The 24,921-nt window shown below is 62.9% G+C and carries 26 protein-coding genes; 8 read left to right on the plus strand and 18 right to left on the minus strand.

The genetic code is table 11. From position 1 onward, the window contains the following. Positions 1 to 180: 180 nt before the first annotated feature. The 5 genes from VE092_RS01510 to rpsP all read right to left on the minus strand — a co-directional run bounded on the left by VE092_RS01510 (position 181) and on the right by rpsP (position 3,319). The gene (locus tag VE092_RS01510) at positions 181 to 852 is read right to left on the minus strand and encodes a CoA pyrophosphatase (RefSeq protein WP_324873120.1); all 672 of its coding nucleotides are present in this window, start codon (positions 850 to 852) and stop codon (positions 181 to 183) included. A 123-nt stretch (positions 853 to 975) separates the two neighbouring features. After that, positions 976 to 1,359, minus strand: coding sequence for a 50S ribosomal protein L19 (gene rplS / locus VE092_RS01515; RefSeq protein WP_006462408.1), 384 nt, complete (start codon positions 1,357 to 1,359; stop codon positions 976 to 978). A gap of 177 nt (positions 1,360 to 1,536) precedes the next feature. Next, complete coding sequence (gene trmD / locus VE092_RS01520) at positions 1,537 to 2,292, minus strand: tRNA (guanosine(37)-N1)-methyltransferase TrmD (RefSeq protein ID WP_102661397.1); 756 nt, start codon at positions 2,290 to 2,292, stop codon at positions 1,537 to 1,539. Positions 2,293 to 2,376: 84 nt separating this feature from the next. Then, entirely contained in the window at positions 2,377 to 2,991 is a 615-nt protein-coding gene (gene rimM / locus VE092_RS01525; RefSeq protein WP_241811902.1) for a ribosome maturation factor RimM, read from the minus strand. A gap of 73 nt (positions 2,992 to 3,064) precedes the next feature. Beyond that, positions 3,065 to 3,319 carry a 30S ribosomal protein S16 gene (gene rpsP, locus VE092_RS01530; protein WP_006462405.1) on the minus strand — a complete coding sequence of 85 codons (255 nt, stop codon included), beginning with the start codon at positions 3,317 to 3,319 and terminating at the stop codon, positions 3,065 to 3,067. Positions 3,320 to 3,626: 307 nt separating this feature from the next. Here rpsP and VE092_RS01535 point away from each other — a divergent pair, with 307 nt between their 5' ends. Further along, complete coding sequence (locus tag VE092_RS01535; protein WP_324873129.1) at positions 3,627 to 4,049, plus strand: hypothetical protein; 423 nt, start codon at positions 3,627 to 3,629, stop codon at positions 4,047 to 4,049. Between the two features lie 82 nt (positions 4,050 to 4,131). Here the strand turns inward: VE092_RS01535 and VE092_RS01540 are convergent, their stop codons facing one another. The 11 genes from VE092_RS01540 to VE092_RS01590 all read right to left on the minus strand — a co-directional run bounded on the left by VE092_RS01540 (position 4,132) and on the right by VE092_RS01590 (position 15,017). Then, positions 4,132 to 5,916, minus strand: coding sequence for an acyl-CoA dehydrogenase (locus VE092_RS01540; protein ID WP_324873131.1), 1,785 nt, complete (start codon positions 5,914 to 5,916; stop codon positions 4,132 to 4,134). Between the two features lie 94 nt (positions 5,917 to 6,010). Next, entirely contained in the window at positions 6,011 to 6,940 is a 930-nt protein-coding gene (locus VE092_RS01545; protein WP_006462402.1) for an electron transfer flavoprotein subunit alpha/FixB family protein, read from the minus strand. Between the two features lie 2 nt (positions 6,941 to 6,942). Beyond that, complete coding sequence (locus VE092_RS01550; RefSeq protein WP_006462401.1) at positions 6,943 to 7,698, minus strand: electron transfer flavoprotein subunit beta/FixA family protein; 756 nt, start codon at positions 7,696 to 7,698, stop codon at positions 6,943 to 6,945. 219 nt (positions 7,699 to 7,917) lie between these two features. Next, positions 7,918 to 8,877 carry a D-glycerate dehydrogenase gene (locus tag VE092_RS01555; protein WP_324873136.1) on the minus strand — a complete coding sequence of 320 codons (960 nt, stop codon included), beginning with the start codon at positions 8,875 to 8,877 and terminating at the stop codon, positions 7,918 to 7,920. A gap of 37 nt (positions 8,878 to 8,914) precedes the next feature. Next, positions 8,915 to 9,859 (minus strand): sugar kinase, encoded by a 945-nt coding sequence (locus VE092_RS01560; RefSeq protein WP_324873138.1) that lies wholly within the window; start codon positions 9,857 to 9,859, stop codon positions 8,915 to 8,917. 11 nt (positions 9,860 to 9,870) lie between these two features. After that, positions 9,871 to 10,614 carry a sugar phosphate isomerase gene (locus tag VE092_RS01565; RefSeq protein ID WP_324873141.1) on the minus strand — a complete coding sequence of 248 codons (744 nt, stop codon included), beginning with the start codon at positions 10,612 to 10,614 and terminating at the stop codon, positions 9,871 to 9,873. Continuing rightward, the gene (locus VE092_RS01570) at positions 10,611 to 11,345 is read right to left on the minus strand and encodes an amino acid ABC transporter ATP-binding protein (protein ID WP_006462397.1); all 735 of its coding nucleotides are present in this window, start codon (positions 11,343 to 11,345) and stop codon (positions 10,611 to 10,613) included. The genes VE092_RS01565 and VE092_RS01570 overlap by 4 nt, the downstream gene beginning before the upstream one ends. Continuing rightward, positions 11,332 to 11,982 (minus strand): amino acid ABC transporter permease, encoded by a 651-nt coding sequence (locus tag VE092_RS01575; protein WP_006462396.1) that lies wholly within the window; start codon positions 11,980 to 11,982, stop codon positions 11,332 to 11,334. Before VE092_RS01575 ends, VE092_RS01570 begins: the two co-directional genes overlap by 14 nt. After that, on the minus strand, positions 11,982 to 12,677 hold the full coding sequence (locus VE092_RS01580; RefSeq protein WP_006462395.1) for an amino acid ABC transporter permease: 696 nt from the start codon (positions 12,675 to 12,677) through the stop codon (positions 11,982 to 11,984). The genes VE092_RS01575 and VE092_RS01580 overlap by 1 nt, the downstream gene beginning before the upstream one ends. Positions 12,678 to 12,827: 150 nt before the next feature. Further along, positions 12,828 to 13,631 carry a transporter substrate-binding domain-containing protein gene (locus VE092_RS01585; protein WP_006462394.1) on the minus strand — a complete coding sequence of 268 codons (804 nt, stop codon included), beginning with the start codon at positions 13,629 to 13,631 and terminating at the stop codon, positions 12,828 to 12,830. A 258-nt stretch (positions 13,632 to 13,889) separates the two neighbouring features. Next, complete coding sequence (locus VE092_RS01590; protein WP_006462393.1) at positions 13,890 to 15,017, minus strand: LacI family DNA-binding transcriptional regulator; 1,128 nt, start codon at positions 15,015 to 15,017, stop codon at positions 13,890 to 13,892. Positions 15,018 to 15,391: 374 nt separating this feature from the next. Here VE092_RS01590 and VE092_RS01595 point away from each other — a divergent pair, with 374 nt between their 5' ends. From VE092_RS01595 to VE092_RS01625, 7 genes are all read left to right on the plus strand, one after another. After that, positions 15,392 to 17,512 carry a TonB-dependent siderophore receptor gene (locus tag VE092_RS01595; RefSeq protein ID WP_324873149.1) on the plus strand — a complete coding sequence of 707 codons (2,121 nt, stop codon included), beginning with the start codon at positions 15,392 to 15,394 and terminating at the stop codon, positions 17,510 to 17,512. 529 nt (positions 17,513 to 18,041) lie between these two features. After that, the gene (locus tag VE092_RS01600) at positions 18,042 to 19,229 is read left to right on the plus strand and encodes an acyl-CoA dehydrogenase family protein (protein WP_006462390.1); all 1,188 of its coding nucleotides are present in this window, start codon (positions 18,042 to 18,044) and stop codon (positions 19,227 to 19,229) included. Between the two features lie 133 nt (positions 19,230 to 19,362). Continuing rightward, positions 19,363 to 20,322 (plus strand): ABC transporter substrate-binding protein, encoded by a 960-nt coding sequence (locus VE092_RS01605; protein ID WP_006462389.1) that lies wholly within the window; start codon positions 19,363 to 19,365, stop codon positions 20,320 to 20,322. Positions 20,323 to 20,325: 3 nt separating this feature from the next. Beyond that, positions 20,326 to 21,123, plus strand: a complete 798-nt coding sequence (locus VE092_RS01610; protein WP_006462388.1) for an ABC transporter ATP-binding protein — start codon at positions 20,326 to 20,328, stop codon at positions 21,121 to 21,123. Then, positions 21,120 to 21,938, plus strand: a complete 819-nt coding sequence (locus VE092_RS01615) for an ABC transporter permease (RefSeq protein WP_006462387.1) — start codon at positions 21,120 to 21,122, stop codon at positions 21,936 to 21,938. Before VE092_RS01610 ends, VE092_RS01615 begins: the two co-directional genes overlap by 4 nt. A 115-nt stretch (positions 21,939 to 22,053) precedes the next feature. After that, complete coding sequence (locus VE092_RS01620) at positions 22,054 to 22,617, plus strand: nuclear transport factor 2 family protein (protein ID WP_324873156.1); 564 nt, start codon at positions 22,054 to 22,056, stop codon at positions 22,615 to 22,617. 41 nt (positions 22,618 to 22,658) lie between these two features. After that, positions 22,659 to 23,471 carry an alpha/beta hydrolase gene (locus tag VE092_RS01625; protein ID WP_324873158.1) on the plus strand — a complete coding sequence of 271 codons (813 nt, stop codon included), beginning with the start codon at positions 22,659 to 22,661 and terminating at the stop codon, positions 23,469 to 23,471. A gap of 5 nt (positions 23,472 to 23,476) precedes the next feature. Here the strand turns inward: VE092_RS01625 and VE092_RS01630 are convergent, their stop codons facing one another. After that, the gene (locus VE092_RS01630; protein ID WP_102661382.1) at positions 23,477 to 23,800 is read right to left on the minus strand and encodes an antibiotic biosynthesis monooxygenase family protein; all 324 of its coding nucleotides are present in this window, start codon (positions 23,798 to 23,800) and stop codon (positions 23,477 to 23,479) included. A 123-nt stretch (positions 23,801 to 23,923) separates the two neighbouring features. Further along, positions 23,924 to 24,853: an NADP-dependent oxidoreductase gene (locus tag VE092_RS01635; RefSeq protein WP_324873191.1), complete on the minus strand. Its 930-nt coding sequence runs from the start codon at positions 24,851 to 24,853 to the stop codon at positions 23,924 to 23,926. Positions 24,854 to 24,921 lie beyond the last annotated feature (68 nt).

Here is a 24,921-nt window from a genome sequence, read left to right on the forward strand (position 1 = left end):
CAAGCAGCCTTAGGTGTCTCTGTAGCCCGTACGATAGCGCAGTGCAAGATGGGAATCAAACAATTGATTTGTTGACGAGAATCAAGCTCGCGATGTCATCAATATTTACGCTTTTGAACACTAACAAAGACTTGTCGTCTCTTATAAGAGACAACCAGCTGACCAAACACTACATTTGACTCAGCTACGGAGGAAATGGAAAAGGTTGCGTAGCATGCCTGCGGTTGCCCCCCATATGAAATAACGTTCATAGGGCATGGTATAGAAGCTGCGCCGGCCCACCGGCTGCGGCAGTTCCACCGAGCGGCGCTGGTGGTTCAGTCCATCCATCAGGAAGGCCAGCGGCACCTCGAAGATCTCCGCCACCTCACGGGGATCGCCGACCGCCTCGAAGGGAGGCTGAATCAGGCCGGCCACCGGGGTGACGCGGTAACCGGTGCCGGTGAAGTAATCGGGCAGGGAACCGATGACCTCGACGTATTGTCGGGCCAGGCCGATTTCTTCCTCGGTCTCGCGCAAGGCGGTCTCGATGGCCGAGCCGTCATAGTCTTCGCGGCGACCACCGGGGAAGCTGATCTGGCCGGCATGATCCTTCAGGTCAGCGGTGCGGCGCGTGAAGAGTACCGTCATCCCCTCTTCCCGCAGCACGATCGGAATCAAGACCGACGCCAGCCGGAAGCGGCCCTTGGTCTCGGCCATGCGTGCCAGTTGGTCGCCGCTGTGCTCGGGTTCCCAGCGCGGCGGTGTGGCAAAGCGCTGGCGCAGCCAGTCAGCGTTCAGGCGCGCCGCATCCAGGGCGCTTTCGCCGGCGACGGCATCCACCGGCAGGTTGACGGGATCGAAACTGGCCACGATGTGCTCGCTTGATCTGAGATCTGTTAATCGGAATTCAACGAAGAATGCAATGCAACTGACGGAAACGAAAAAGGGGTGTCGCGAGACACCCCTTTTCCTGACGCATCAACATGCAACCGATTACTCGGCAGCAGCAGCCTTTGCAGCGCGGCTGGGCAGCTTTTCCTTGATACGTGCCGACTTGCCCGAACGTTCGCGCAGGTAGTACAGCTTGGCGCGACGCACGTCGCCACGACGCTTGACTTCGATCGAAGCGATCAGCGGCGAGTACAGCTGGAAGGTACGCTCAACGCCTTCACCGGACGAAATCTTGCGCACGATGAAGTTGGAATTCAGACCACGGTTGCGGCGGGCGATGACCACGCCTTCGTAGGCCTGGGCGCGCTTGCGGGTGCCTTCAACCACGTTGACGCTGACAATCACGGTGTCGCCGGGGGCGAAGTCGGGAATGTTCTTGGCGAGACGCGCGATCTCTTCTTGCTCGAGTTGCTGGATCAGATCCATTTTTTGCTCCTGTAACCATCTTGCCGGCGCCGTTGCCCGAAGGCTGATTGTGTAGCCCGGTAGAGGATGGGGTTTCAAACGCAGCGGCCAGGCCGCTGCACGGTGCGGGTCCATCGCTGGACCTGCGGTACTGCTGGTACGACTTCGATTTGGCGACCTGCATGCCGGCGATACTGACTACGGCTGCGGCAGGCTGCTCAGAAACTTTTCATCGGTCTTGCTCAACAGGCCCTGTTCCCTGGCCCTGACGATCAGATCGGGGCGCTTGGTCAAAGTAGCTTCCAGCGCACGCTGCCGACGCCATTTCTGGATCTCGGCATGGTGCCCCCCCAACAGGATGGCGGGCACCGGCTCACCTTCATAGACTTCCGGACGCGTGTAATGCGGCGAATCCAGCAGCCCATTGACGAAGCTGTCTTCCACGGCCGAGGCGCTATCGTTGAGCGCACCCGGCAATAGCCGGATCACTGCATCCATCAGCGCCATGGCGGGCAGTTCGCCGCCGGAAAGCACGAAATCACCGATGCTGATTTCCTCGTCCACGCACTTGTCGAGCAGGCGCTGGTCGATGGCTTCATAGCGGCCGCACAGCAGCACGGCCCCACTGTCCTGCGACAGCCGCACCACCCGTTCATGGGTCAGCGGCGCGCCTTGCGGCGACAGGTAGATCACCCTTGGCTTGTCCAGGCCCAGCGTCTGCTGACGTGCCTGGGCAGCCTCGATGGCCGCCTGCAGGGGCTTGGCCAGCATCACCATGCCGGGACCACCCCCATAGGGACGGTCATCCACGGTGCGATGGTTGTCGGTCGTGAATTCACGCGGATTCCACAGCGACAAGCCCCAGCGCTTCTGCTCCAGCGCCCGGCGGGTAATGCCGGATTGCGTCAGCGCGGCAAACATTTCGGGAAACAGAGTGACGACATCAAACTGCATCACGCCTCCATTTCCAGGTAACTCTCTACATCAAGCGGGGCGGAAAAGAAAAACTGACCTGGACGGTCAGTAGTTCTCCAACATTCAGTAGTCCTTGCCCCAGTCGACGACAATCTTCTTGTCCTTCGGCAGTACCGTCTTGACGAACTGGTCGACGAAGGGGATCAGCATCTCAGGCGCAGCCACGGATTTCTCCCTGGCGCCCTTCCTGGGCTTTGCCTCGACAGCGTCTTCGGGCTCGACCGCAGTTTCCTGTGCCGGAGCCGTCACCTTCAGGATGGGATGCGCGCCGTTGTCCATCATGTCGGACACCACGCCCAGCTGTTCACCCTGGAGATTTTCCACCGCCGAGCCGATCAGGTCGACCCAGTAGAATTCATTGTCATCCAGTGCCGGGAAGTGCTTGCGGGAGATGGAGACCACCGTTCCCTTCATCGCTTCGGCCGCATTGCGGTCGGCTACCCCGGTCAGGCGCGCGACGATATCGCCGCTATGCCCCTTGGACTGCATGACATCGACGTCCTGCTTGGGCTGGCCGGATTTCTCCAGCCACCAGGTCTTGGCATTGAGCAAGGCATCCGCTTCCGAAGAATACGGACGCACGCGAATCCAGCCCTGGATTCCGTAGGCTCCTGTCACATGGCCGACGACCACGAGATCGTCGGGTGCGGAGAAACCCGCCTGGGCTGGATAAGTCATGGGTACGCCAGACCTGATCTTCACACTTGCGCCACGATAAGTCGCAGCGCCGGATCAGACAGGAAAAACTTGATCAGGCAGCAGCCTTGGTACCAGCTTGGGCAACCAGGCGAGCAACGGTCGGCGACAGTTGTGCGCCAACGCCTTGCCAGTGAGCCAGGCGGTCAGCAGCGATACGCACTGCTTCTTCCTTGCCCGAAGCGACCGGGTTGTAGAAGCCGATGCGCTCGATGAAACGGCCATCGCGACGATTGCGCGAGTCGGTTGCAACGATGTTGTAGAAGGGGCGCTTCTTGGCGCCGCCACGAGCTAAACGAATAACGACCATAATGGTTCCAGTAAGAATACGGACACGGAAAAGCCGCAGATTATAACGGACTTCCCCACCCTCGGGCAAGCTGCTTGGCGCTTTTGTGCAGTTGACCAACGCAGAAACGGCCCCAAAACGCCCAAAAAGCAGCAAATCTGATGCCAAATGACATCAGATCAGCGGCCACATCGGCCACGGCTGGCCGTCTGGGCTATCCCGCAGGCCAGCCCCCGGCACCTCGGCTATACTGCGCCGACAGCTTGACAACAACATTGCCGGGAGCTTCATGCGCCACGGCAACAACCAGAACAAAGAGACAACCGGCATGCCTTCTGCACCCCGCCACAAGCACAAGACCCTGACGACCTTCCTGGCCACCGTGACCGGCAGCATCGGCCTGCATCGCTTCTATCTGTACGGCGGACGCGACCGCTTTGGCTGGCTGCACATCCTGGCCATCCCGCTGTCGCTGGGCCTGGTGGCGGCGCAACCGGAAGCTCCTCGACTGTTCACCGCCCTGCCCTTGGCGCTCTCCGCGCTGATCGCCTGCCTGGAAGCGCTGGTGATCGGTCTCACGCCTGACGAGAAATGGGATGCCCGGCACAATGCCGGCAGCGGCAAGACCTCGGAATCGCACTGGATACTGGCGGTGATCCTGGTACTCACCGTCGGCCTGGGTGCCATGGGTGTGATCGCCCTGCTGGCGCGCAGCTTTGACCTGCTCTTCACCGGTGGCGCCTTCGGCTGAAGGCCTGCGCCCGCTCCCTAGAAAGACACAAGCCCGGAAAACCGCCAGAGCGGCCTTCCGGGCTGACAGGCGCAAGACCGGGTCAGAACTGGTCTTCGTCCAGCGCCATCACCGCCTGCCCACCCTCGATGATGGCCGTGCGATAGGCCAGCGCCTGCGGCAGGATCTGCTCGGCATAGAAACGCGCCGTGGCCAGCTTGGCCTCGTAGAACTTGCTGTCACCCTCGCCGGACTTGAGCCTGGAGGCCGATACCGCTGCCGCGCGCGCCATCTGCCAGCCGCCCAGCACCACGCCGGCCATCTTCAGGTAAGGCACGCTGCCGGCGAAGACCGCCTTGATGTCGTCCTTGACGTTGCCCACCACATAATCGACCACCTGTTCCAGCGCATCGGCGGCCTCGGCCAGACGCGTGGCGATGGGCTGCAATTGCGCATCGCCCTGCAACTCGGACACGGTCTGACGCACCTTGGCCAGGATGCCCTTGGCCACTGCGCCACCATCGCGGGTGGTCTTGCGGCCGACCAGGTCATTGGCCTGGATGGCCGTGGTGCCTTCGTAGATGGGCAGGATGCGGGCGTCGCGATAATACTGCGCAGCGCCGGTCTCTTCGATGAAGCCCATGCCGCCATGCACCTGCACACCGGTGGAAGTAACATCGATGGACAGCTCGGTGATCCAGCCCTTGACGATGGGCACCAGGTATTCATAGAAAGCCTGATTGGCCTTGCGGGTAGCGTCGTCATCGCTGAAGTGCGCCGCATCCGAGGTGGCCGCGGCCACGTAGGCCAGCGCACGCGCCGCCTCGATCTGGGCGCGCATGGACATGAGCATGCGGCGCACGTCCGGCTGGCGGATGATGGCCACCGGCCCCGGCGAGCCTGCCAGGTCGCGTGACTGCACGCGGTCGCGGGCATAGGCCACGGCCTGCTGATAGGCACGCTCCGACACCGACAGACCCTGGATGCCCACGGCGAAGCGCGCCGCGTTCATCATGATGAACATGTATTCCAGGCCGCGATTCTCTTCGCCCACCAGCGTGCCGATGGCACCACCATGGTCGCCGAACTGCAGCACGGCCGTCGGGCTGGCCTTAATGCCCAGCTTGTGTTCGATGGACACGCAATGCACGTCGTTGCGCTCACCCAGCGAACCATCGGCATTGACCAGGAACTTGGGCACGATGAACAGCGAAATGCCCTTCACGCCTTCAGGCGCATTGGGGGTACGGGCCAACACCAGATGGACGATGTTCTCGGCCATGTCGTGCTCACCGTAGGTGATGAAGATCTTGGTGCCGAAGAGCTTGTAGGTGCCATCCCCCTCCGGCACGGCACGGGTACGCACCAGCGCCAGGTCGGAGCCGGCCTGCGGCTCGGTCAGGTTCATGGTGCCGGTCCACTTGCCCGAGATGAAGTTGGCGATGAAGGTTTCCTTCTGCTGCTGGGTACCGGCCGTCATCAGCGCCTCGATGGTGCCGTCGGTCAACAGCGGACACAGCGCAAAGGACAGGTTGGCCGAGTTCAGCATCTCGATGCAGGGCGTGGCCAGCAGCTTGGGCAAGCCTTGCCCGCCGAACTCCACCGGGTGCTGCACACCTTGCCAGCCGGCCTCGCCGAACTGCCGGAAGGCTTCCTTGAAGCCGGGGCTGGTGGTCACCTTGCCATCGGCCCAGGAACTGGGTTGCTTGTCGGCAGAATGATTCAGTGGCGCGACCACCTCGCTGCAGAACCTGGCGTTTTCTTCCAGGATGGCCTCGGCCGTTTCCGGCGTGGCATCTTCGCAGCCAGGCAGCGCATTGACGGCAGCCAGGCCGGCCAGTTCGTTCATGACGAACAACATATCCTTCACGGGCGCGGTGTAACTCATCTCCAACCTCCAATAGGGAACGCTCTGGCGGCATTCCTTGCTTGCATGAAAACACCCCGGCGAAAGCCGGGGCGAAAACTACGGTACGGGGCGATCAACCGAGCTGCTTGACCAGCTCCGGCACGACCTCGAAGAGGTCACCCACCAGGCCGTAATCGGCCACCGAGAAGATCGGCGCTTCCTCGTCCTTGTTGATGGCGACGATGACCTTGGAATCCTTCATCCCGGCCAGATGCTGGATGGCGCCGGAGATACCGACGGCGATGTACAGTTGCGGGGCCACGATCTTGCCGGTCTGACCAACCTGCCAGTCGTTGGGCACGTAACCTGCATCGACGGCGGCGCGGGAGGCGCCCATGGCGGCGTTCAACTTGTCAGCCAGCGGCTCCAGGATCTTGAAGCTTTCCGACGAGCCCATGCCACGACCACCGGAGACGATGATCTTGGCGGCCGTCAGTTCCGGACGATCCGACTTGGCGACTTCACGGCCCACGAAGCTGGACTTGCCCGAATCGGCCACCGCCGCAATGCTCTCCACCGCGGCCGAGCCACCCTGTGCAGCCGGATCGAAACCGGTGGTACGCACGGTGATGACCTTGATCGGGTCGATCGACTGCACGGTCGCGATGGCGTTGCCGGCGTAGATGGGACGCTCGAAGGTATCGGCCGACTCCACCTTGGTGATGTCGGAAATCTGGCCCACGTCCAGGCGGGCGGCCACGCGCGGCAGGATGTTCTTGCCGTAGGCGGTAGCGGGCGCCAGGATGTGGCTGTAGTCCTTGGCAATGGCCAGGACCTGTTCGGCCACGTTCTCGGCCAGGCCATCGGCGAATTGCGCGCCATCGGCCAACAGGACCTTGGCCACACCGGCGACTTGCGCAGCGGCGTCGGCCACGGCCTTGGCATTGGAACCGGCCACCAGCACGTGGACGTCACCACCAGCCTGCACGGCGGCAGTGATGGTGTTGAGGGTGCTGCCCTTGAGGCTGGCGTTGTCGTGTTCAGCAATAACGAGTGCGGTCATGATCAGATCACCTTGGCTTCATTTTTCAGTTTGGCGACCAGGGTCGCGACATCCGGCACCTTCACGCCGGCGCTGCGCTTGGCCGGCTCGGTGACCTTGAGCGTCTTCACGCGCGGGGTGACGTCCACGCCCAGCTCCTCGGGCTTGACGGTGTCCAGTTGCTTCTTCTTGGCCTTCATGATGTTGGGCAGCGTCACATAACGCGGCTCGTTCAGGCGCAGGTCGGTGGTGATGATGGCCGGCAGGGTCAGGGCCAGGGTTTCCAGGCCGCCGTCCACTTCGCGGGTCACGCTGACCTTGCCGTCTTCCAGCACGACCTTGGAGGCGAAGGTGGCTTGCGGCCAGCCCAGCAGGGCCGCCAGCATCTGGCCGGTCTGGTTGCAGTCATCGTCGATGGCCTGCTTGCCCAGGATGATCAGCTGCGGCTGTTCCTTCTCAGCCAGCGCCTTGAGGATCTTGGCCACGGCCAGCGGTTGCAGTTCCACATCGGCACCGACTTCAGCCAGGATGCCGCGATCGGCGCCAATGGCCATGGCGGTGCGCAGGGTTTCCTGGCACTGGGTCACGCCGGCGGAAACGGCGATCACCTCGGTGACCTTGCCGCCCTCCTTCAGGCGCACGGCTTCTTCCACCGCGATTTCGTCAAACGGGTTCATCGACATCTTGACGTTGGCGATATCGACGCCACTGCCGTCACTCTTGACGCGCACCTTGACGTTGTAATCCACGACGCGCTTGACTGGTACTAATACTTTCATCGCATGGCCCTTGCAAAAAGGAATTGACGTAAACGTAAACTTCCGCAGGATTATAAAAGCAAAACGAACTGCCTACCGTTTTTTAGCACGATCGTTCTTTTTAATGTTCGCAGCATACACCAAAGATTCACGTGAACGGAAGAGGAAATGCTGCGCAAGTGAAAAAAACTTCATGCAGCGGAATTGCCCGGGCTGTGCCTGCGGGCAATATCCGTGGGATCAGACTGCCAGGTGGGGAACCGGTTCGCCGCGCAGGCCGGCAATCAGGTTGGTGACGGCCAGTTCGGCCATGGCCAGGCGGGTTTCGTGGGTGGCCGAACCGATGTGGGGCAAGGCCACCACGTTCGACAATGTCAGCAGGGGCGACTCGACCGGCAGCGGCTCGACCTCGAACACATCCAGGCCGGCGCCGTAGATGGTCTTGTCCTGCAGCGCCCGGATCAGCGCGGCCTCGTCGACGATACGACCCCGTGAGGCATTGATGAAGATGGCACTGCGCTTCATCATCCCGAATTCGCGCGCGCCGATCATGCGCTCGGTGGCGGGCGTCAACGGCAGCATCAGGCAGACGAAGTCGGCCTGCGCCAGCAGCTCTTCCTTGCTGACATAGCGCGCATCGAGTTCGCGCTCGGCCTCGGGATTGGGGCGGGTATTGTGATACAGGATGGGCATGCCGAAACCATGATGCGCCCGGCGCGCCACCGCGCTGCCGATGCGTCCCATGCCGATCAGGCCCAGGGTCTTGCCGTACACGTTCACGCCGAACTGGGCCTCGCCGATACTGCCCTTCCACTGACCGGCCTTGACGTACCCGGCCAGCTCCACCACCCGGCGGGCGGTGGACAGGATCAGGGCAAAGATGGTGTCGGCGGTCGCCTCGGTCAGCACGCCGGGCGTATGCGCCAGCATCAGGCCGCGCTGGCGGAAATACTCCAGGTCGAAATTGTCCACCCCGACCGAGATGGTGGAGGCGATCTTCAACTCCGGCGCGCCCTCCAGCATGGCATTGGTGATCGGCAGGCTGGCCCCGATCATGCCATGCGCGGTCTTGAGCGCGGCGATGAAGTCGGCGCGATTGGCCTCGGTGACGCGGTCGAACCAGCTCACGTCAAACTCCGACTGCAGGCGCTGCGCCAACGCTTCGGGCAATTTCTTGTAGACCACTACACGCTGCTTCATCGTATTTCCTGTTTGTTGAATCCTGGCCCGGGGGAAACTAGGCCGAAGCCGCCTCCAGCTCGGTCCGTGTCGGCAGGCCTTCCATATCGCCCACCACCTGGATGGCGAAGGCACCGATGCGGTTGCCCCGCATCACTGCCTGCTCCACCGGCAAGCCCTCCAGCATGCCACTGATCACGCCCACAGCAAAGCCGTCACCGGCGCCCACGGTATCGACCACTTCCTTGACCGCGACGCCGGCCACCCTGCCCTCGCCCTGCGCATTGCGCCAGTAGGCGCCTTCTGCACCGAGCTTGATGACCACCATCTGCACGCCGCGCTCCAGATAGAAGGCGGCGATATCGCGCGCCTCGCTGCGGCCGGTCAGAATCCTGCCTTCGGCCAGGCCCGGCAACACCCAGTCAGCCTTGAAGGCCAGCGCATTCAACTGCTGCGCCATCACCTCCTGCGAGGGCCACAGCATGGGCCGCAGATTGGGGTCGAAGGAAATCGTCTTGCCCTGGCTGCGCATGAAATCCATCGCATGAAGGGCAAACGCCATGGTCGTGGCCGACAGGGCCGGTGCAATGCCGGTGGCATGCAGATGCCGCGCCGCGCCGAAGTAGTCGGCATCGAAATCGGCCAGCGACAGATGACTGGCCGCCGAGCCCTTGCGGTAATACTCGATGGCCGGATCGGCCCCATCCACGGCCTTGGCCTTCAACTGGATGGCGGTACGGAATTCACTGTCGGTCAGCACACGGCTGACATCCACGCCCTCCTGCGCCACCCGCTGGCGGATGAAGCGCCCGAAGGCATCATTGCCCACCCGGCTGGCCCAGCCCACCTTCAGGCCCAGGCGCGCCAGCCCGATGGCTACATTGGTCTCGGCCCCGGCCAGGCGGCGCGTGTATTTTTCCACTTCCTCGAAGGGGCCGACCTCATCGGCCACCAGCAGTGCCAGGGCTTCACCCCAGGTCACCACATCCAGTTGCATCGTCATTGTTGTTGTCCTCAGACTGCCGCCAGCATGGCGACATGGCGGCGCGTGGTCTCTTCCAGATCGCTGCCCACCAGGGGGAATTCGATGGCCCGCAGGATGCCCGTGGGGAAATGCGCCAGCATGGCCTGCCAGTGGCTGTCCTGTGCCTGCAGCGGCACCGCCTTGAGCTTGCCGCGATCCTCCTGCACACCCTTGCAATGCACGTAACGCACGTGCGGCGCCAGCGAGCGCGCGGCGGTCTCGGGATCGACACCCTGCCAGCGCCAGTTACCCATATCGAAGGTCATGCCGAAGGCATAGCCATTGCCGGTGCACAGCGCCAGGAAGCTGACGATGGGCTCCAGCCGACCACCTTGCGGGGTCTGGTCGTTTTCCAGCAGGACTTCGATGGGGGCATGCGAGAGGAAGCGCAACAGCGACTGCAGATCGCTGCCCGCCGAGAAATGCCCCAGCGACACCTTCAGGAAACGCGCCCCCACCTCTTCGGCCTCGGCCATCGCCTGGGTCATCTGTTCGTGCTCAAAACGGCCATCGGCGCCGAACAGCTCCAGCGGCGCCGAATACACCGCGAACAGCTTGTGCTGCGCCAGCAGCGCACGCAGCGCCGTCAGGTCCTGCGGACCATCGAACAGCTCGCGTCGTATCTCCAGGCCTGCCGCCCCGGCCGCCGCCACCATCGGCACCAGATCGGCATGGCCGACCCGTCGCACCAGGTCGGCGCCATAGGCCGAAGCAGCGACCAGGACCGGGCTCACTTGATGGCTCCCGCACCGATGAACTGCTTGGCCTCCGGCGTCTGCGGATCGGCGAAGAACTCCTTGGAAGGACGCGCCTCCCACACCTTGCCCTGGTGCATGAAGACCGTCAGGTCCGCCACCCGGCGCGCAAACTCCATCTCGTGGGTCACCAGCAGCATGGTCATGCCGCCACGGGCCAGCTCTTCCATCACCTTCAGCACTTCGGCCGTCAGTTCCGGGTCCAGCGCCGAGGTCACCTCGTCGAACAGCATCACCTGCGGCTCCATGGCCAGCGAGCGGGCAATCGCCACGCGCTGCTGCTGACCACCCGAAAGCTGCTCGGGATAGGCATCACGCTTGTGGTCCAGGCCGACCTGCTTCAAGACCTTGATGGCGGTCTCGCGGGCAGTCTCGGTGGCGGTCTTCTTCACGATGCGGGGTGACAACATGATGTTCTCCTCCACGGTCAGGTGCGGGAAGAGATTGTAATGCTGGAACACCATGCCCACATCCTTGCGCAGCTCGATCAGGTGTTCATGCTTGTTGGTGAGCTTGTGGCCGGCCACGGTGATGCTGCCGCCGTCGATGGTCTCCAGGCCGTTGATGCAACGCAGCATGGTGCTCTTGCCAGACCCGGAACGGCCGATGATGGCCACCACCTGGCCGCGCTCGACCGACAGCGAAATGCCGTTCAACACCTGGTTGCTGCCGAAGCGCTTGGTGATGTTGTCAATTTCAACGATGGGCATGTAATTTCCTCTCTAAGGCAAAGCTGAAGCGCGACAGCGGATAGCAGAAAACGAAGTAGATACCGGCCACGATGGGGAACACCAGGAAGGGCTGGAAGGTCGCATTGCTGACCAGCTTGCCGGCCTGGGCCAGTTCCACCAGACCGATGATGGAGGCGATCGAAGTGTTCTTGACGATCTGCACCAGGAAGCCCACGGTGGGCGGCAGTGAGATGCGCACCGCCTGCGGCAGGATCACGTAGCGCAACTGCTGCCAGCGGGTCATCGCCAGCGCGGTCGAGGCTTCCCACTGCTGGACCGGCACGGCCTCGATGCAACCACGCCAGATCTCGCCCAGGTAGGCGCTGGAGTAGATCGTCATGGCAATGGTGGCCGCCACCATCGGCGGCAGCTTGTAACCGAAGATCGCCAGCCCGTAGAAGGACAGGAACAGGATGATCAGCACAGGCGTGCCCTGGATGATCTGGATATAGACCGTCGAGAGCACCCGCAGCGCGCCGATATGGGAAGTGCGCATCAGCGCCACGATGAAGCCGGCGATGCCACCGCCCACGAAGGCCAGCACCGACAGCAACAGCGTCCACTGCGCCGCTTCCAGCAGGAAGATGAAGTTATCAAGGGAAAATTCGGCGAGCATTACATTCTCCTCGGACGCGCCACGCCCAGACGGCGACGGCGTTTGAAGACCACCAGGCCGATCAGCCAGAAGGCCAGTCGGAACAGCAATGCCAGCAGGATGTAGAGCACCATCACCACCAGATAGATCTCGAAGCTGCGGAAGGTCTCGGCGTCCAGCAGGTTGGCCGTGGCCGTGAGTTCTTCCGCCGAAATCGCCGAGACGATACTGGAGGCCAGCATCATCAGCGTGAACTGGCTGGCCAGGGCCGGATAGACCTTTTCCAGCGCGGGCGTGAGCACCACGTGGCGGATCACCTGCCCGCGGGTCATGGCCAGCGCCTGCGCCGCCTCGATCTGCGAGGGATGGATGGCCATCATGCCGGCCCGCACGATCTCGGTCGAATAGGCCCCGAGGTTGACCGTCATCGCCACCAGCGCGGCAATGTTGGCATCGACCTGCACCCCGATCGAAGGCAGGCCGAAAAAGATGATGAACAGCTGCACCAGGAAAGGCGTGCTGCGGATCAGTTCCACATAGGACGTGACCGCAAAGCGCGCCGGCGCGCTGCCGTGGATGGAAATGATGGCGCCGAAGATACCCACCGCCAAACCGCAGATCATCGACAGCGCGCTCAAGCGTATGGTGAGCAGCGCGCCAACCAGCAACTGATCAAGATGCTGGAAGATGAACGCGAACTGAAAATCGTAATGCATCGTGTGCTCCTCCCACAAACCCGCGCCGGCCGTTCCTTCCCGACCGGCGCGTGATCTGTTCTACCCAGGCTGCACGGCAGGACCAGGCCTTGCGTGCAGCCGCTTCTGCCAGACCGGTTGCGTCAAATGCGACGCATCCGGTACCAGCCATCAGAACACTGGCAGGTTCGGCAGCGGGCCGGACCACTTGCGCGAGATCGCATCCAGTTCGCCATTGAGCTTGACGTAGTAGATGAAGTTGTTGAGCCACTGCTGCAGCTCGTAGGAACCCTTGCGCACGGTCATCGAGTTCGGCTGCACCGAGTACGGGAACTTGACTTCGATCTTGCCCTGGCCACGCGACTTCACGATTTCATTGGCCATGGTGTTGGGAATCGAGATTGCATCGACCTGGTTCGACAGCAGGGCCTGAGTCACGGTGGAGTCATCCTCGAAACGCACCAGCACGGTACCCGGCGGCGCCAGGCGGGTCAGCGCGGTGTCGTTGGTCGAACCACGCGAGACACCCACCTTCTTCTTCACCAGGTCGTCCAGCTTCTTGTAGTTGGAACCGACCGGGCCAACGATGGACAGCTCGAAACCGCTGTAGGGGATCGTGAACAGCACCGACTTGGCACGCTCAGGCGTGGGTGCCAGGGTCGCGGCCAGCATGTCGACCTTGCCAGACTCCAGCGCAGGGATACGGGCCGGTGGCACCAGCGGCACGATTTCCACCGGCAGACCCAGGTACTTGCCGATCAGGTTGGCCACGTCCACGTCGTAGCCGATGGGTACGCCCTTGGCATCGACCGAACCGAACGGCGGCGTGCCGCTCACCACACCGATGGTGATCTTGCCCTTCTTGGTCAGCTCGGCGATGCTCTGCGCGCTGGCGCTGGCGGCACCGGCGACCGCGCAGGCGGCTGCCAGCGTCAGTGCAACGAATTTGGCGTTGAAAATCTTCTTGATGCTCATGTAGGTCTCCTCGATAGTTGCCGTGGTGACGGCAGTCCGTTTGGCTCGGAACCCCTCCCGCTGGTCGCCGGATGAATTCTTGTGCCCCTCTTTATTGCCTGTGCCTGCTTTGATCCCGCGATCAGGTCTGTAACCCGGCCAGGCCGGGCTTGCTGCTGTTGACGAACACCGACGGCATCTGATCCTCCGTCCTGTTCTAAGGTCTTACCAGTAGCCTGTATTTCCTCGACTGCCGGTGGTACCGGTTCCAGACGCACGCTAGGCTGTGGCGTACTGGAGGGTGTTCGTCGTGTGGATTTTTTCGCTGATGCCTGCCACCCGGGCGCGCTCTGGATGCTCGGCCACGCTGGCCGACGACCCACGGTGGATCAGTCGCCCATCCAGCAGGAGTTCCATGCGCACCGAACGCTCGCCCTGAATGCGTACCAGCAGGCGCTCGATGGCGGTAAAGCCGATTTCGTAAGTCGGTTGTTCGATGGTACTGATGCCGCTGCCGACCAACGGCGACCAGGCCAGTTCATCGAAGCACAACAGCCCCAAATCATCGGGGAAGCGCAGCTTCATGCTCTGCAAGGCCAGCGCGATCTGCAGCGACACCATGCCGTTGCCGGCCAGGATCGCCACCCGTCCCTGGCTGCCGGCCGCCGCACGCCGCAGGAAGAATTCGCGCAGCACCGTGGCCACATGACCGGGCTGGTCCACATCCACTTCCAGCGTCTCACCGTGGCAATCGGGCCGCTCCGACATCGCCTGCAGGAAGCCGGCCTGCCGTCCCTGGCGCGAACTGACGCCATACAGCGGCTGCACCACCAGCGCGATATCGGTATAGCCCTGCGCCAGCAGGTGGCGCGTGCCAAGTTGCGCGGCCTTCACGTTGTCCAGGCCCACCAGGTCGAAGTCACACCCTTCCACATGGCGATCCAGCAGCACCACCGGAAAGGCTGCCTGCCCCAGCTCCCGCAGCGGCGTCACATTGCGCCCCTGGGTATTGAACAGCAGACCTTCCACGCTGTAGGAATGCAGCGCCGCCAGCGATTGCTTCTCGCGGGCCTCGTCATTACCGGTATTGCACAGCATGAGCGTGTAACCATGCTTCTGGCAGGCCGCCTCGGCACCATGCAGCACCGCCACCGAATAGGGATTGAGGATATCGGCCACCAGCATGCCGATGAGCCGCGTCCGTCCGCCTTTGAGACCACGCGCCATCTGGCTGGGCTGATAGCCCAGGCGCGCAATGGTCTTGCCGATCTGGTCGCGCAGACGCACCGACAGCGCGTCGAACTCGCCGCCCAGGTAACGCGATACGCTGGTCTTGGACACCCCGGCCTCCCGCGCAACCTGTGCGATGGTGACCCGGTCGGTGCCGGTCTTGATGCTTTGTCTCACTGTTGCCCGCCAAATCGTTGTACTGCGTGGGTTGATTTGTGCTTCCGGTTCCGGGCTGCTCATTTATTTGAATCTTTTGGAACCGGTTCCAAGATAGCAGTCACATTTGTTCAGGTCAAACCAATTTCACATGAAAAATTTGACAGGCCGACATGAAGTTCGCCGCGTATTTCCTGCCAGCAAACGCAGGCTGCAAAATTGCAACGCCCGGCACGTTCGTTCTCCCCCTCGCAAACCCTTATCCATGCTGCACTGCACTGCCTACGCTCTGCCAGGGCCTGCATAGCTCACTTATGCCGGACCGGAAAAGTCTATTGCTTCGCACACAGATGAGATATCATGAATAATAATTATTCTCATTATTATCAAAAAACATGCCCTTGCTTTCACCTGGCGCCCTCGCCGTCCTGCTCGCATTCTCATCTGCTGGTGCTTACGCCCAGACTGTCGCCCCGGTCACGGCACCGAATGACGCCACCACTACCGCAACGTCTCAACTGCCCACGGTGGATGTGGTCGCCGATGGCATGAACGATACCCAGTTCAAGGCCACCCGCACCCAGGTCAACAAATCCGATACCCCGCTGTCGCAGACCCCACAGTCGGTCTCCGTGGTCACCCGCGCCATGCTGGACAGCCAGCAAGCCATGTCCCTGGCCGACGCCCTGGAAAACGTCCCCGGCGTGGTGGCGCAGCAATATGGCCGACGCGGCTGGGACGACCTGATCATCCGCGGCCAGGTCGCCTCCGATTCGCTCTACCTCGATGGCTTGCGCACCACCGCCAGCTCGCGCGTGGCCGAGCAGCTGTTCGGGCTGCAGCAGGTGGAAGTGCTCAAGGGTCCGGGCTCCCTGCTCTATGGCCTGGTCTTGCCGGGTGGGTTGGTCAACATGGTCAGCAAGCGCCCGCAGGGGACGGACTTCGCCAACGTCGACGTCACCGCAGGCAGCCACAACTTCTACCAGACCACGGTGGATCTCAACAAATCGCTGTCGGAGAACGGCAAGCAGGCCTTCCGCATCAATGGCCTGATTTCCAATTCGGACGATGCCACCGACCACGTCTGGTTCAAGAACCGTTACATCGCTCCTTCGCTCTCTCTGGACCTGGGTGCGCGCACCGACTTCACCATCCTGACCAGCTACCAGGAACGCAGCTACGTGCGCCAGCAAGGCCTGCCGCTGTCCGGTTCGATCAACCCCAACGTCAACGGCGCCCTGCCGCGCAGCCTCTTCATCGGGGAACCGGGTGCGCGCCCCTATGCCGCCAACGAGACCCGCATCGGCTATGCCCTGACACACCGCTTCGACGATGGCTGGACGCTCAACAACAATGTGCGCTACCAGCAGTTCGAGATGAGCGGACAGGTCATCACCAACAACGCACTCGCCAGCACCGGCCGCAACCTCACCCGCCAGGCCACCGACCAGACCTTCGAAGGCCAGACCTTCACGATGGACACCAACGTCCAGCGCAGCTTCAACACCGCACTGGGCAAGCACGAGATCACCCTCGGCACGGACTACCTGAATTCCCGCGAAGACAACCTGTCCTACACCTGCAGCATTGCCGCCCTCAATGTGTATAACCCGGTCTATGGCGCGCGCATGACCTGCCCCACCGCAGCCACCACCAACACCTCCACCACGGTGCGCGACACCGGCCTGTATGCACGCGACAAGATCAGCTTCGGCCAGCGCTGGCAACTGCTGACCGGACTGCGCTACGACAACGCCTCCACCTATTCCACCAACCAGCGCGCCGGTACCCATACCGACAACCCGGCCAGCGCCACCACCGGCTCGGCCGCGCTGATGGTCGAGGTACTGCAGGGCGTGCGCCCCTACATCAGCTATGCCACCTCGTTCTATCCGAACAGTGGTACCGATGTCAGCGGCGGCACCTTCAAGCCTGAGACCGGCAAGCAATGGGAAGCAGGCGTGAAGTTCGATCTCGACGAAGGCCGCACCAGCCTCAACGTCGCCGTGTTCGACCTGCGCCGCCGCAACGTGCTGGTGAGCGATCCGCTCAACACCGGCTTCAGCATCGCGGTGGGCGAGCAACGTTCGCAAGGCGGCGAGATCAGCATCACCTCCGACCTGCGCAACGGACTGAGCTTCAATGCCGGCTATTCCTACACCGCCGCCATCGTCACCGACGACGGCGGACAACGCAGCACCACGGTCGGCCAGTGGCTGGACAACGTCCCGCGCCACAACTTCACCGCCAGCGCCCGCTACCGCCTCAAGGGCGAACTCAGTGGTTGGGAATTGAATGGCGGCGTGCATGGCCAGAGCATGATGCGCACCAACGGCTACACCCTCCCCGGCTACGTCCTCACCGATGCCGGCGTGGCCTACAATGCCGAACGCTGGCGCGCCGCGCTGAACGTGAAGAACATCTTCAACACCCACTACTATGCCGGCGGCCTGGCAAAGGCTGTGGCACTGGGGGATGATCGGACTGTGATGCTGACCCTGGGGTATCGGTACTAAGACGTCGCCCTGTGTGATTCATTGAAATCGGCCGCTTTTGCGGCCGATTTATTTTGGGGCGCTGCCGGCCTGCGAACAAGCGCGTCGAGAATCAAACCTGCACGGGAAGAATCGAGAGAGAAAAATCAGAAAGAAAACAGGCGAACTCCTCGCGAAGTCCGCCTGAAAAGAAGGCCAGAAGGAGCCTATGACGAAACTGAACGACGTTCATTTCAATCTCGGCATCGATGGTAGTCAGCCTCTCCCACCCGACGCAAATCCGCACCACGGATTAGCTCCATAAATAACGTAAATGATTTGCCCGGCACGTCGCCAGCGCTCTCGCGTTTGGTGCATGACCAGCGGAAACTCCTTGACCACAGCGGCTTTGCGCCAGATTGCCGTGCACCGGCCAGGGGCGCCGTGCGCGATTACGGAGCGCTCTACTCATTATTACTAATATTCATTGGGACAATTCCTAAATAGAATTTGACCCTGCTTTGACCGAGGATGACACTCAGCTACCTTCTTTCAACCAAAGTGGTGTGCCATGAATTCGATTACGCTCGATGTTTATCCCGTCCAGAAGAAAGTCGTCACCGCCGCGCCGCCGCATGCGGACTCCCCCGAAATGGATGTCCTCATCGAGGAAGTGACCGCCCGTCGGGATGAATTCGACCAGCTCGGCCACGTGCCGCGCGACATCGTCGCGACGATGAAGAAGGCCGGCATCTTCCGTAGCGGCACGCCGCGCAAGTTCGGCGGTGAAGCGTTGGCGCCGGCGGCCTTCCTGGCCATGGTCGAGCGTATCTCCAAGGCCGATGGCTCGGCCGGCTGGGTCGCCGCCTTCGGGTCGGCCAACACCTATCTGGCCGCCCTGCCGATTGAAACACAACGCAAGATCTACGCCGATGGCCCCGACCAGGTCTATGCCGGCGGCCTCTATCCCCTGCAGGAAGCCAAGGCCGTCCCCGGCGGCTGGGAAATCACCGGACGCTGGCACTTCGCCAGCGGCTGCAAGGGCGCCGACTGGATCGGCGTAGGCATCAAGGACAACACCGGTGCCGATGACGGTACGCAGAAGCCGGCGCTCATGGCCGTCATGCCGGCACAGGAAGTGGAGATCATCGACAACTGGAACGTGGTCGGCATGCAAGGCACCGGCAGCCACGACACCCGCCTCAAGGACAAGTTCGTCGCCCATGAGTGGACCTGCGCACGCGGTGCCGCCGGCCTGATCGATGAACCCCTGTATCGCTACCCGGCGCTGGCCTACCAGGCCGAGGTGCATGCCGCCGTCAACATCGGACTGGCCCGCGCCGCGCTGGACATCGTCACCGACATGGCCGGCGGCGCCAAGATCATGCCCGGCGCGCTGCGACTGGCCGATCGTGCCTACTACAAGATCAAGCTGGGCCTGTCCGAAGCCAAGTGGCGCAGCGCCCGCATGTTCTTCTACGACGCCTGCGAACAGGCCTGGGAACAGATCGTGGCCGGCAATCCCGTCACCGAAGAGATCGACATGATGCTCAAGCTCTCCGCCACCTATGCCGCCCGGGTCTCGATGGAAGTGGTCAACGACGCCTACCAGGCCGCCGGCATGGCGGCCATCCAGCGCACCCACCGCATGCAACGCATCGTGCGCGATGCGATGGTGGTCACCCAGCACGCCGCACTGTCGGAACTGAACTACGAAAGCGCTGGCGCGCTTTTTGCAAAGCTGGGGATCAAGCGCTAAGGCGCATTCCCCTCTCAAGTCTTGCCTGCGCATCGCTCGCCGCCGCAAGCATCCGTGACGTTTTTGCCTTTGTTACTGCTGTGCCTGCCAACTCCACTGGCGTTTCACCAACCTTACAAAGAGGACCAAGCTCGTGACCCACTCCACCGTCTCGCCACAACGCCGCAAGCTTCTGCTCGGCGCCGCTTCGATGCTCGCCGCAGGTGCCGCCCCTGCCCTGCCAGCCCTGGCACAGGGAGCCCCCGTCACCATCGGCGTCGGTGCCGATCCCGTGTTCACAGCCTTCTTCGTGGCGGCCAACGAGAAGCTCTTCGCCAAGCACGGCGCCCCCAATGTCACGGTGCAGTCCTACACCGATGGCGGTGAGGCGCTCAATGCGCTGGTGGCCAACCAGGTCAACCTGGGCTGTGCCGGCGAACCCACGCACATCGTGCGCCTGTCGCGCGCCGAGTTGCGTCCGCTGGCCGTGACCTACCAGTCCAAGACCTACCTCAAGCTGGTGGCCCGCAAGGAAATCACCTCGGCCGACAAGATCAGGAAGTTCGGCATCGTCGCCGGCTCGGTCTCGGAATACGTCACCGGCCTGACCATCAAGCAACTCAAGCTCGACGCCAGCAAGATCGAGATGGTGCGCTCCGGCCCGCCGGAACTGCCGGCCCTGCTGGCGCGCGGCGACATCGACGCCTACTTCGTCTGGGAACCGTGGCCTACGCTGGGCGTACAACAGGGCGGCCATGTGCTCATGACCTGTGGCGACGTCGGCTACACCAGCACGCTGTGGCTCTCGGCCACTGCCGGCTGGCTGGCCGCCAACAAGGAAGTGGCCGGCAACATCCTCAAGGCCCTGGCCGAAGCGGCCGAAATCACCCGCAAGGATCCGCCACGCGCTGCGCAATCGGTACAGGCCGTCACCCGCATCCCGGTGCCGCAGACACTGAACTCGCTCAAGGACATGGAACCGGTGGTGCGCGACTTCACCGATACCGATCTCAAGACCGCCAACGCCATCGGCGACTTCCTGCTCTCCAAGCAGGCCATCAAGGCGCCGGTGGACATGAGCAAGGTACTGCAGCGCGGCTTCTACAAGGGGTAAGTCATGGCACATGGATCCTCTGTTTCCATCAAGCGGGTGGGACTAACCATCGGCAACAATGAAATCATGGCCGGCATCGACCTCGATATCCGCGCCGGTGAATTCGTCTGCCTGCTGGGTCCGTCGGGCTGCGGCAAGTCCACCCTGCTCAATGCGATTGCGGGCTTTCAGGACGTGGCCGGCGAGATCAGCATCGACGGCAAGCGCGTCAAGGGACCGGGGCTGGATCGCGGCGTGGTGTTCCAGTCCTCGGAAGCACTGTTCCCCTGGCTGAGTGTGCGTGAGAACGTCGAGTACGGCCTCAAGCTGCGCGGCGTACCAGCGGCCGAGCGACGTTCGGCCGCCGAGCGCTACGTCTCGCTGGTGGGCCTGAAGCATGCCATCGACAAGTTCCCCGCCGAACTGTCGGGGGGCATGCGCCAGCGCGCCCAGATCGCTCGGGTACTGGTCAACGAGCCCTCGGTGGTGCTGATGGATGAACCCTTCGGCGCCCTCGATGCGCAGACCCGCGAGGTGCTGCAAAGCGAACTGGACCGCATCTGGAAGAGTACCGGCTGCACCATCGTCTTCGTCACCCACGACATCTGGGAAGCCATCCTCCTGGCCGACCGTGTGGTGACCATGACCGCCGGTCCGCGTGCCCATATCAAGACCATCGAAACCATCGACCTGCCGCATCCGCGCGATCCGGCCGACCCGGCCTGCATGGCACTGTACGCCCGCATCCGCGACGACATCGGTGCCGAAGTGAACCGCGTATTGCGCGCCCAGGGATTGATCGAAGAGGAATTAGTGAAATGACGCAGCTCTCGCAGACAGCCACTCCGACGGCACAAGAGTCGGCCATGCCATCCAACCTGGGGCGTCGTATGAAAGCAGCCCGTCCTTTCCTGATCTCGGTGATCGCCATCGTCGGTGGTCTGGTCCTGTGGCAACTGGTCTCGATGACCACCTCGCCATTGTTCCTGCCCTCCGTCTCGATGACCTGGGCCGCCGCGCTGGAACTGATCAGCGACGGCACCCTGCAACAGTCGGTGCTGGCTTCGTCCGGCCGCATCCTGGCCGGCTGGGGCGCAGGCGTGGTGATCGGGGTGCCGCTGGGCATCTTCATGGGACGCTTCGAAACGGTACGCCAGTTGCTTGATCCCTATATCGAGTTCTTCCGTTTCATCCCGCCGATCGCCTTCGTCACCCTGGCCGTGATCTGGCTTGGCCCGGGCGAGTTGTCGAAAATCGCACTGATCTTCTACACCACCGTCTTCATCGTCACTCTGAACACGATTGCCGGGGTCCAGGCGGTGAACCCGCTGCGCCTGCGCGCCGCGGCCTCGCTCGGTGCCGGACAGTGGAAGATCCTGACCACCGTGATCCTGCCCTCGACCGTACCCTTCATGGTCACCGGCGCCCGCATCGCCATGGGCAATTCCTTCCTGACCGTGGTCTCGGCGGAAATCGTCTCGGCCCGCGAAGGCCTGGGCGCGCTGATCTGGACGGCACGCAACTTCAGCCGTACCGAATGGGTGTTCGTGGGCATCATCGCCCTGGGCCTGCTGGGCTACCTGTTCGACCGCGTCCTGCGCGTGGCCACCCGCAAGCTGCTGGCGCGCTACCTGTAAGGCGCAAGCCGCCAGCCAATTCCGCCGACGATGCAGCGCTGCGCTCATCGTCGGCGTCTACCGTGCGCGCATGCGTGTACGGTGGCTTTTCCATAACAACCAGAGACCTCCCACCATGACCGACATCACCCAGGAAATCCTGCAACTCAAACGCCGTCTCGACGTGCTCGAAGCCGAAGCCGACATCCGTCGCATCCAGGCACGCTACATGTTCCTGTGCGACACCCCCTGCCCCGAACCGGTGGCCGACGACGCCGAGCGCATCGAGAAGATCCTCGAACTCTACGCCGAGGATGCCATCTGGGAAGGCGTGGGCGCCTACTACGAAGGCCAGTTCGGCCAGGCCGTCGGCAAGGACGGCATCCGCAAGCACTTCCAGGCCTTCTGGGGCCAGAAGAAAGACCCTGAACTGCTCTTGAACGTGCACTACCTCACCTCGGAGCAGATCCACGTCAACGCCGAATGCACCCATGCCGATGGCCAGTGGGTTCATTGCCAGCCGTGGATTTTCGGCGACGGTTCCTCGCTGCTGCGCTCCAGCCGGCTCAACAACCTGTTCAAGAAGGTCGATGGCGTCTGGAAGATCGCCCGCACGCGTACCGAGAATGTGTTCGTGGCGCCGCTGACCAGCGGCTGGGCCAACAACGTGCCAAGCTATTCGGTGCTGATGAAGGAATAATCTTTTATATCGTTTATCTTATTTCCTGAAAGACGCGCCTGATGCAGTCCACCACCTCTCCCATTCGCCGCCAGTTCATCGACACCAGCGCCGGCCCGCTTCACGTTGCCAGCGCGGGGGCCGGTTTTCCGGTGCTGTTGCTGCACCAGACTCCGCGTTCCTGGGATGAATTCAGGGAGGTGCTGCCGCTGCTGGGGCAGGGCTTTCATGCCATCGCCATCGATACCATCGGCTTCGGCGATTCATGCAAGCTGCCGCTGGAACAGCACAGCATTGAACGCTGGGCGCAACTGGCGCTGGAAGTGATGGATGGAATGGGATTGCAGAAGGCCGCCGTCGTGGGCCACCACACCGGCGCCGTCACCGCCATGGAAATGGCGGTCGCGACGCCGCAGCGGGTGGCGGCGCTGGTGCTGTCCTCCTGCCCTTTCAACGATGCAGCGCGCCGCACCGCACATGCTGGCAAGCGCACTATCGACGACGTGGAAGTCCGCGCCGACGGCAGTCATCTGCAAGAACTGTGGCAGCGCCGGCAGCCCTTCTATCCCGAGGGCGATACCGAGCTGCTCACGCGTTTCATCGGCGACGCCATCAAGGCTGGTGCCATGGCCTCGCACGGCCACATCGTGGTACGCAACTACCATATGGAAGAACGCATCGGCCAGGTACGCGCCCCCACGCTGGTGCTGCGCGCCGGTCGCGATCCGCATGCCTCGCCCTATGCCGACCACATCGCCGCTGCCATCCATGGCAGCCGCCTGCAGACGCTGGAAGAAGGCATGGTCCCCATGCCGGACCAGATTCCCGCCCGCTTTGCGCAGGCGGTGATGGAATTCCTGCAGCAGCATTGCTGATCAGCTTAATCCCGCACAAACCCGTAGTCGCGCTCGACCTTGCAGATGCGCGTGCGATAGGCCTGGTACCACTGCTCCCGTCCCAGGCGCTGGGCCATCAGGTGATCGAGATCGCGTTTCCAGGCGGCGATGGCCTCCAGGCTCTGCCAGTAGGAGACCGTGATGCCGACCTCTTCCCGCGCCGACTCCACGCCCAGGAAGCCCGGCTGGCGCGATGCCGCCTCGACCATGGTCTCGGCCATGCGGCCATAGCCATGGTCGCCCGGTGTACGCAAGGAAGTGAAGATGACGGCGTAATAGGGAACATCGCCGGTGACTGCGATCGACATGAGTCTCTCCTGAAGGGGGAATGGATCAGCGGCGGGGAACGGGAACGTCAACCGCCGGACCGCGCCATTGTGCCTGCATTGCGGCGATGCTGCCGACCGGCCCGAGGAGAAGCCCGCGCAGGGTCAGTTGATCTCCAGCACCAGCCGCCCGCGCGTCACCGCGCCCTCTTCCAGCATCTGGTGCGCCCGGGCGATCTCCGCCATGGGCAGCACCGCACTGATGGCCGGACGCCACACGCCTTGCGCCGCCAGGTCCACCACCTGCTGCAGGACCTGCTGGTCTTCCTCGATCAGGGAGCGGGTAACCGTCACGCCGAACTCGCTGCCCCTGTCGCGGATGGGTGCCGCCACCAGCCACACCAGATGGCCGCCACGCCGCAGCAGCGGGTAGGACCGATCATGGGTGGCGCCGCCGACCAGGTCGATCACCACATCCTGTTCACGCACGGCAGAAAAGTCGTCACGGTCATAGGCGATCACCTGCCTTGCACCCAGGCCCGCCACGTAATCGACGTTGCTGCTGCGACAGGTGGCCGTCACATCGGCGCCCAGATACGCCGCCAACTGCACCATCAAGCTACCCACCGCACCGGAGCCGGCGTGGATCAGCACCCGCATGCCGGGCTGGATGCGTGCGGTGCGCAGCAGCGGAATCCAGGCACTCGCCCCCGGCTGCAGCAAGGCCGCGCCTTCCTGCATCGACAGGCTGGCCGGCTTGCGCACCACCTGCTGCTGCGGCAGCACGGCGCACTCCAGGGTGGTGCCACGCCCCAGCATGCCGGGCATGACGCAGACCTCGTCACCCACCTGCAAGCCCTGCACATCGGCACCGATGGCCGTGATCACCCCGGCCCCGTCCCGACCGGGAACCTTGGGCAGGTTCAGCGGCAGCAGATGCTGCAGCAGGCCGGCACGCAGCTTGGTATCGACCGGTGCCACGCCGGCCGCATGCATGGCCACCTGCACCTGGTCAGGCGCCAGGGGAAGTTCATCGAGATCAATCGCTTCGAGCACGGACGGCGGTCCGTAACGGTGATAGGCAATGGCGCGCACGGGCTGGCAGGGGCAGAAAAATGAACAGCCTGCAGTGTCGTTGCAGGCAGGCTGCATGGTCAAATCCG

Origin of the sequence: Herbaspirillum sp. (genome assembly GCF_035644555.1) — a bacterium.
In the GTDB taxonomy this organism is placed as follows: Bacteria; Pseudomonadota; Gammaproteobacteria; order Burkholderiales; family Burkholderiaceae_D; genus Herbaspirillum.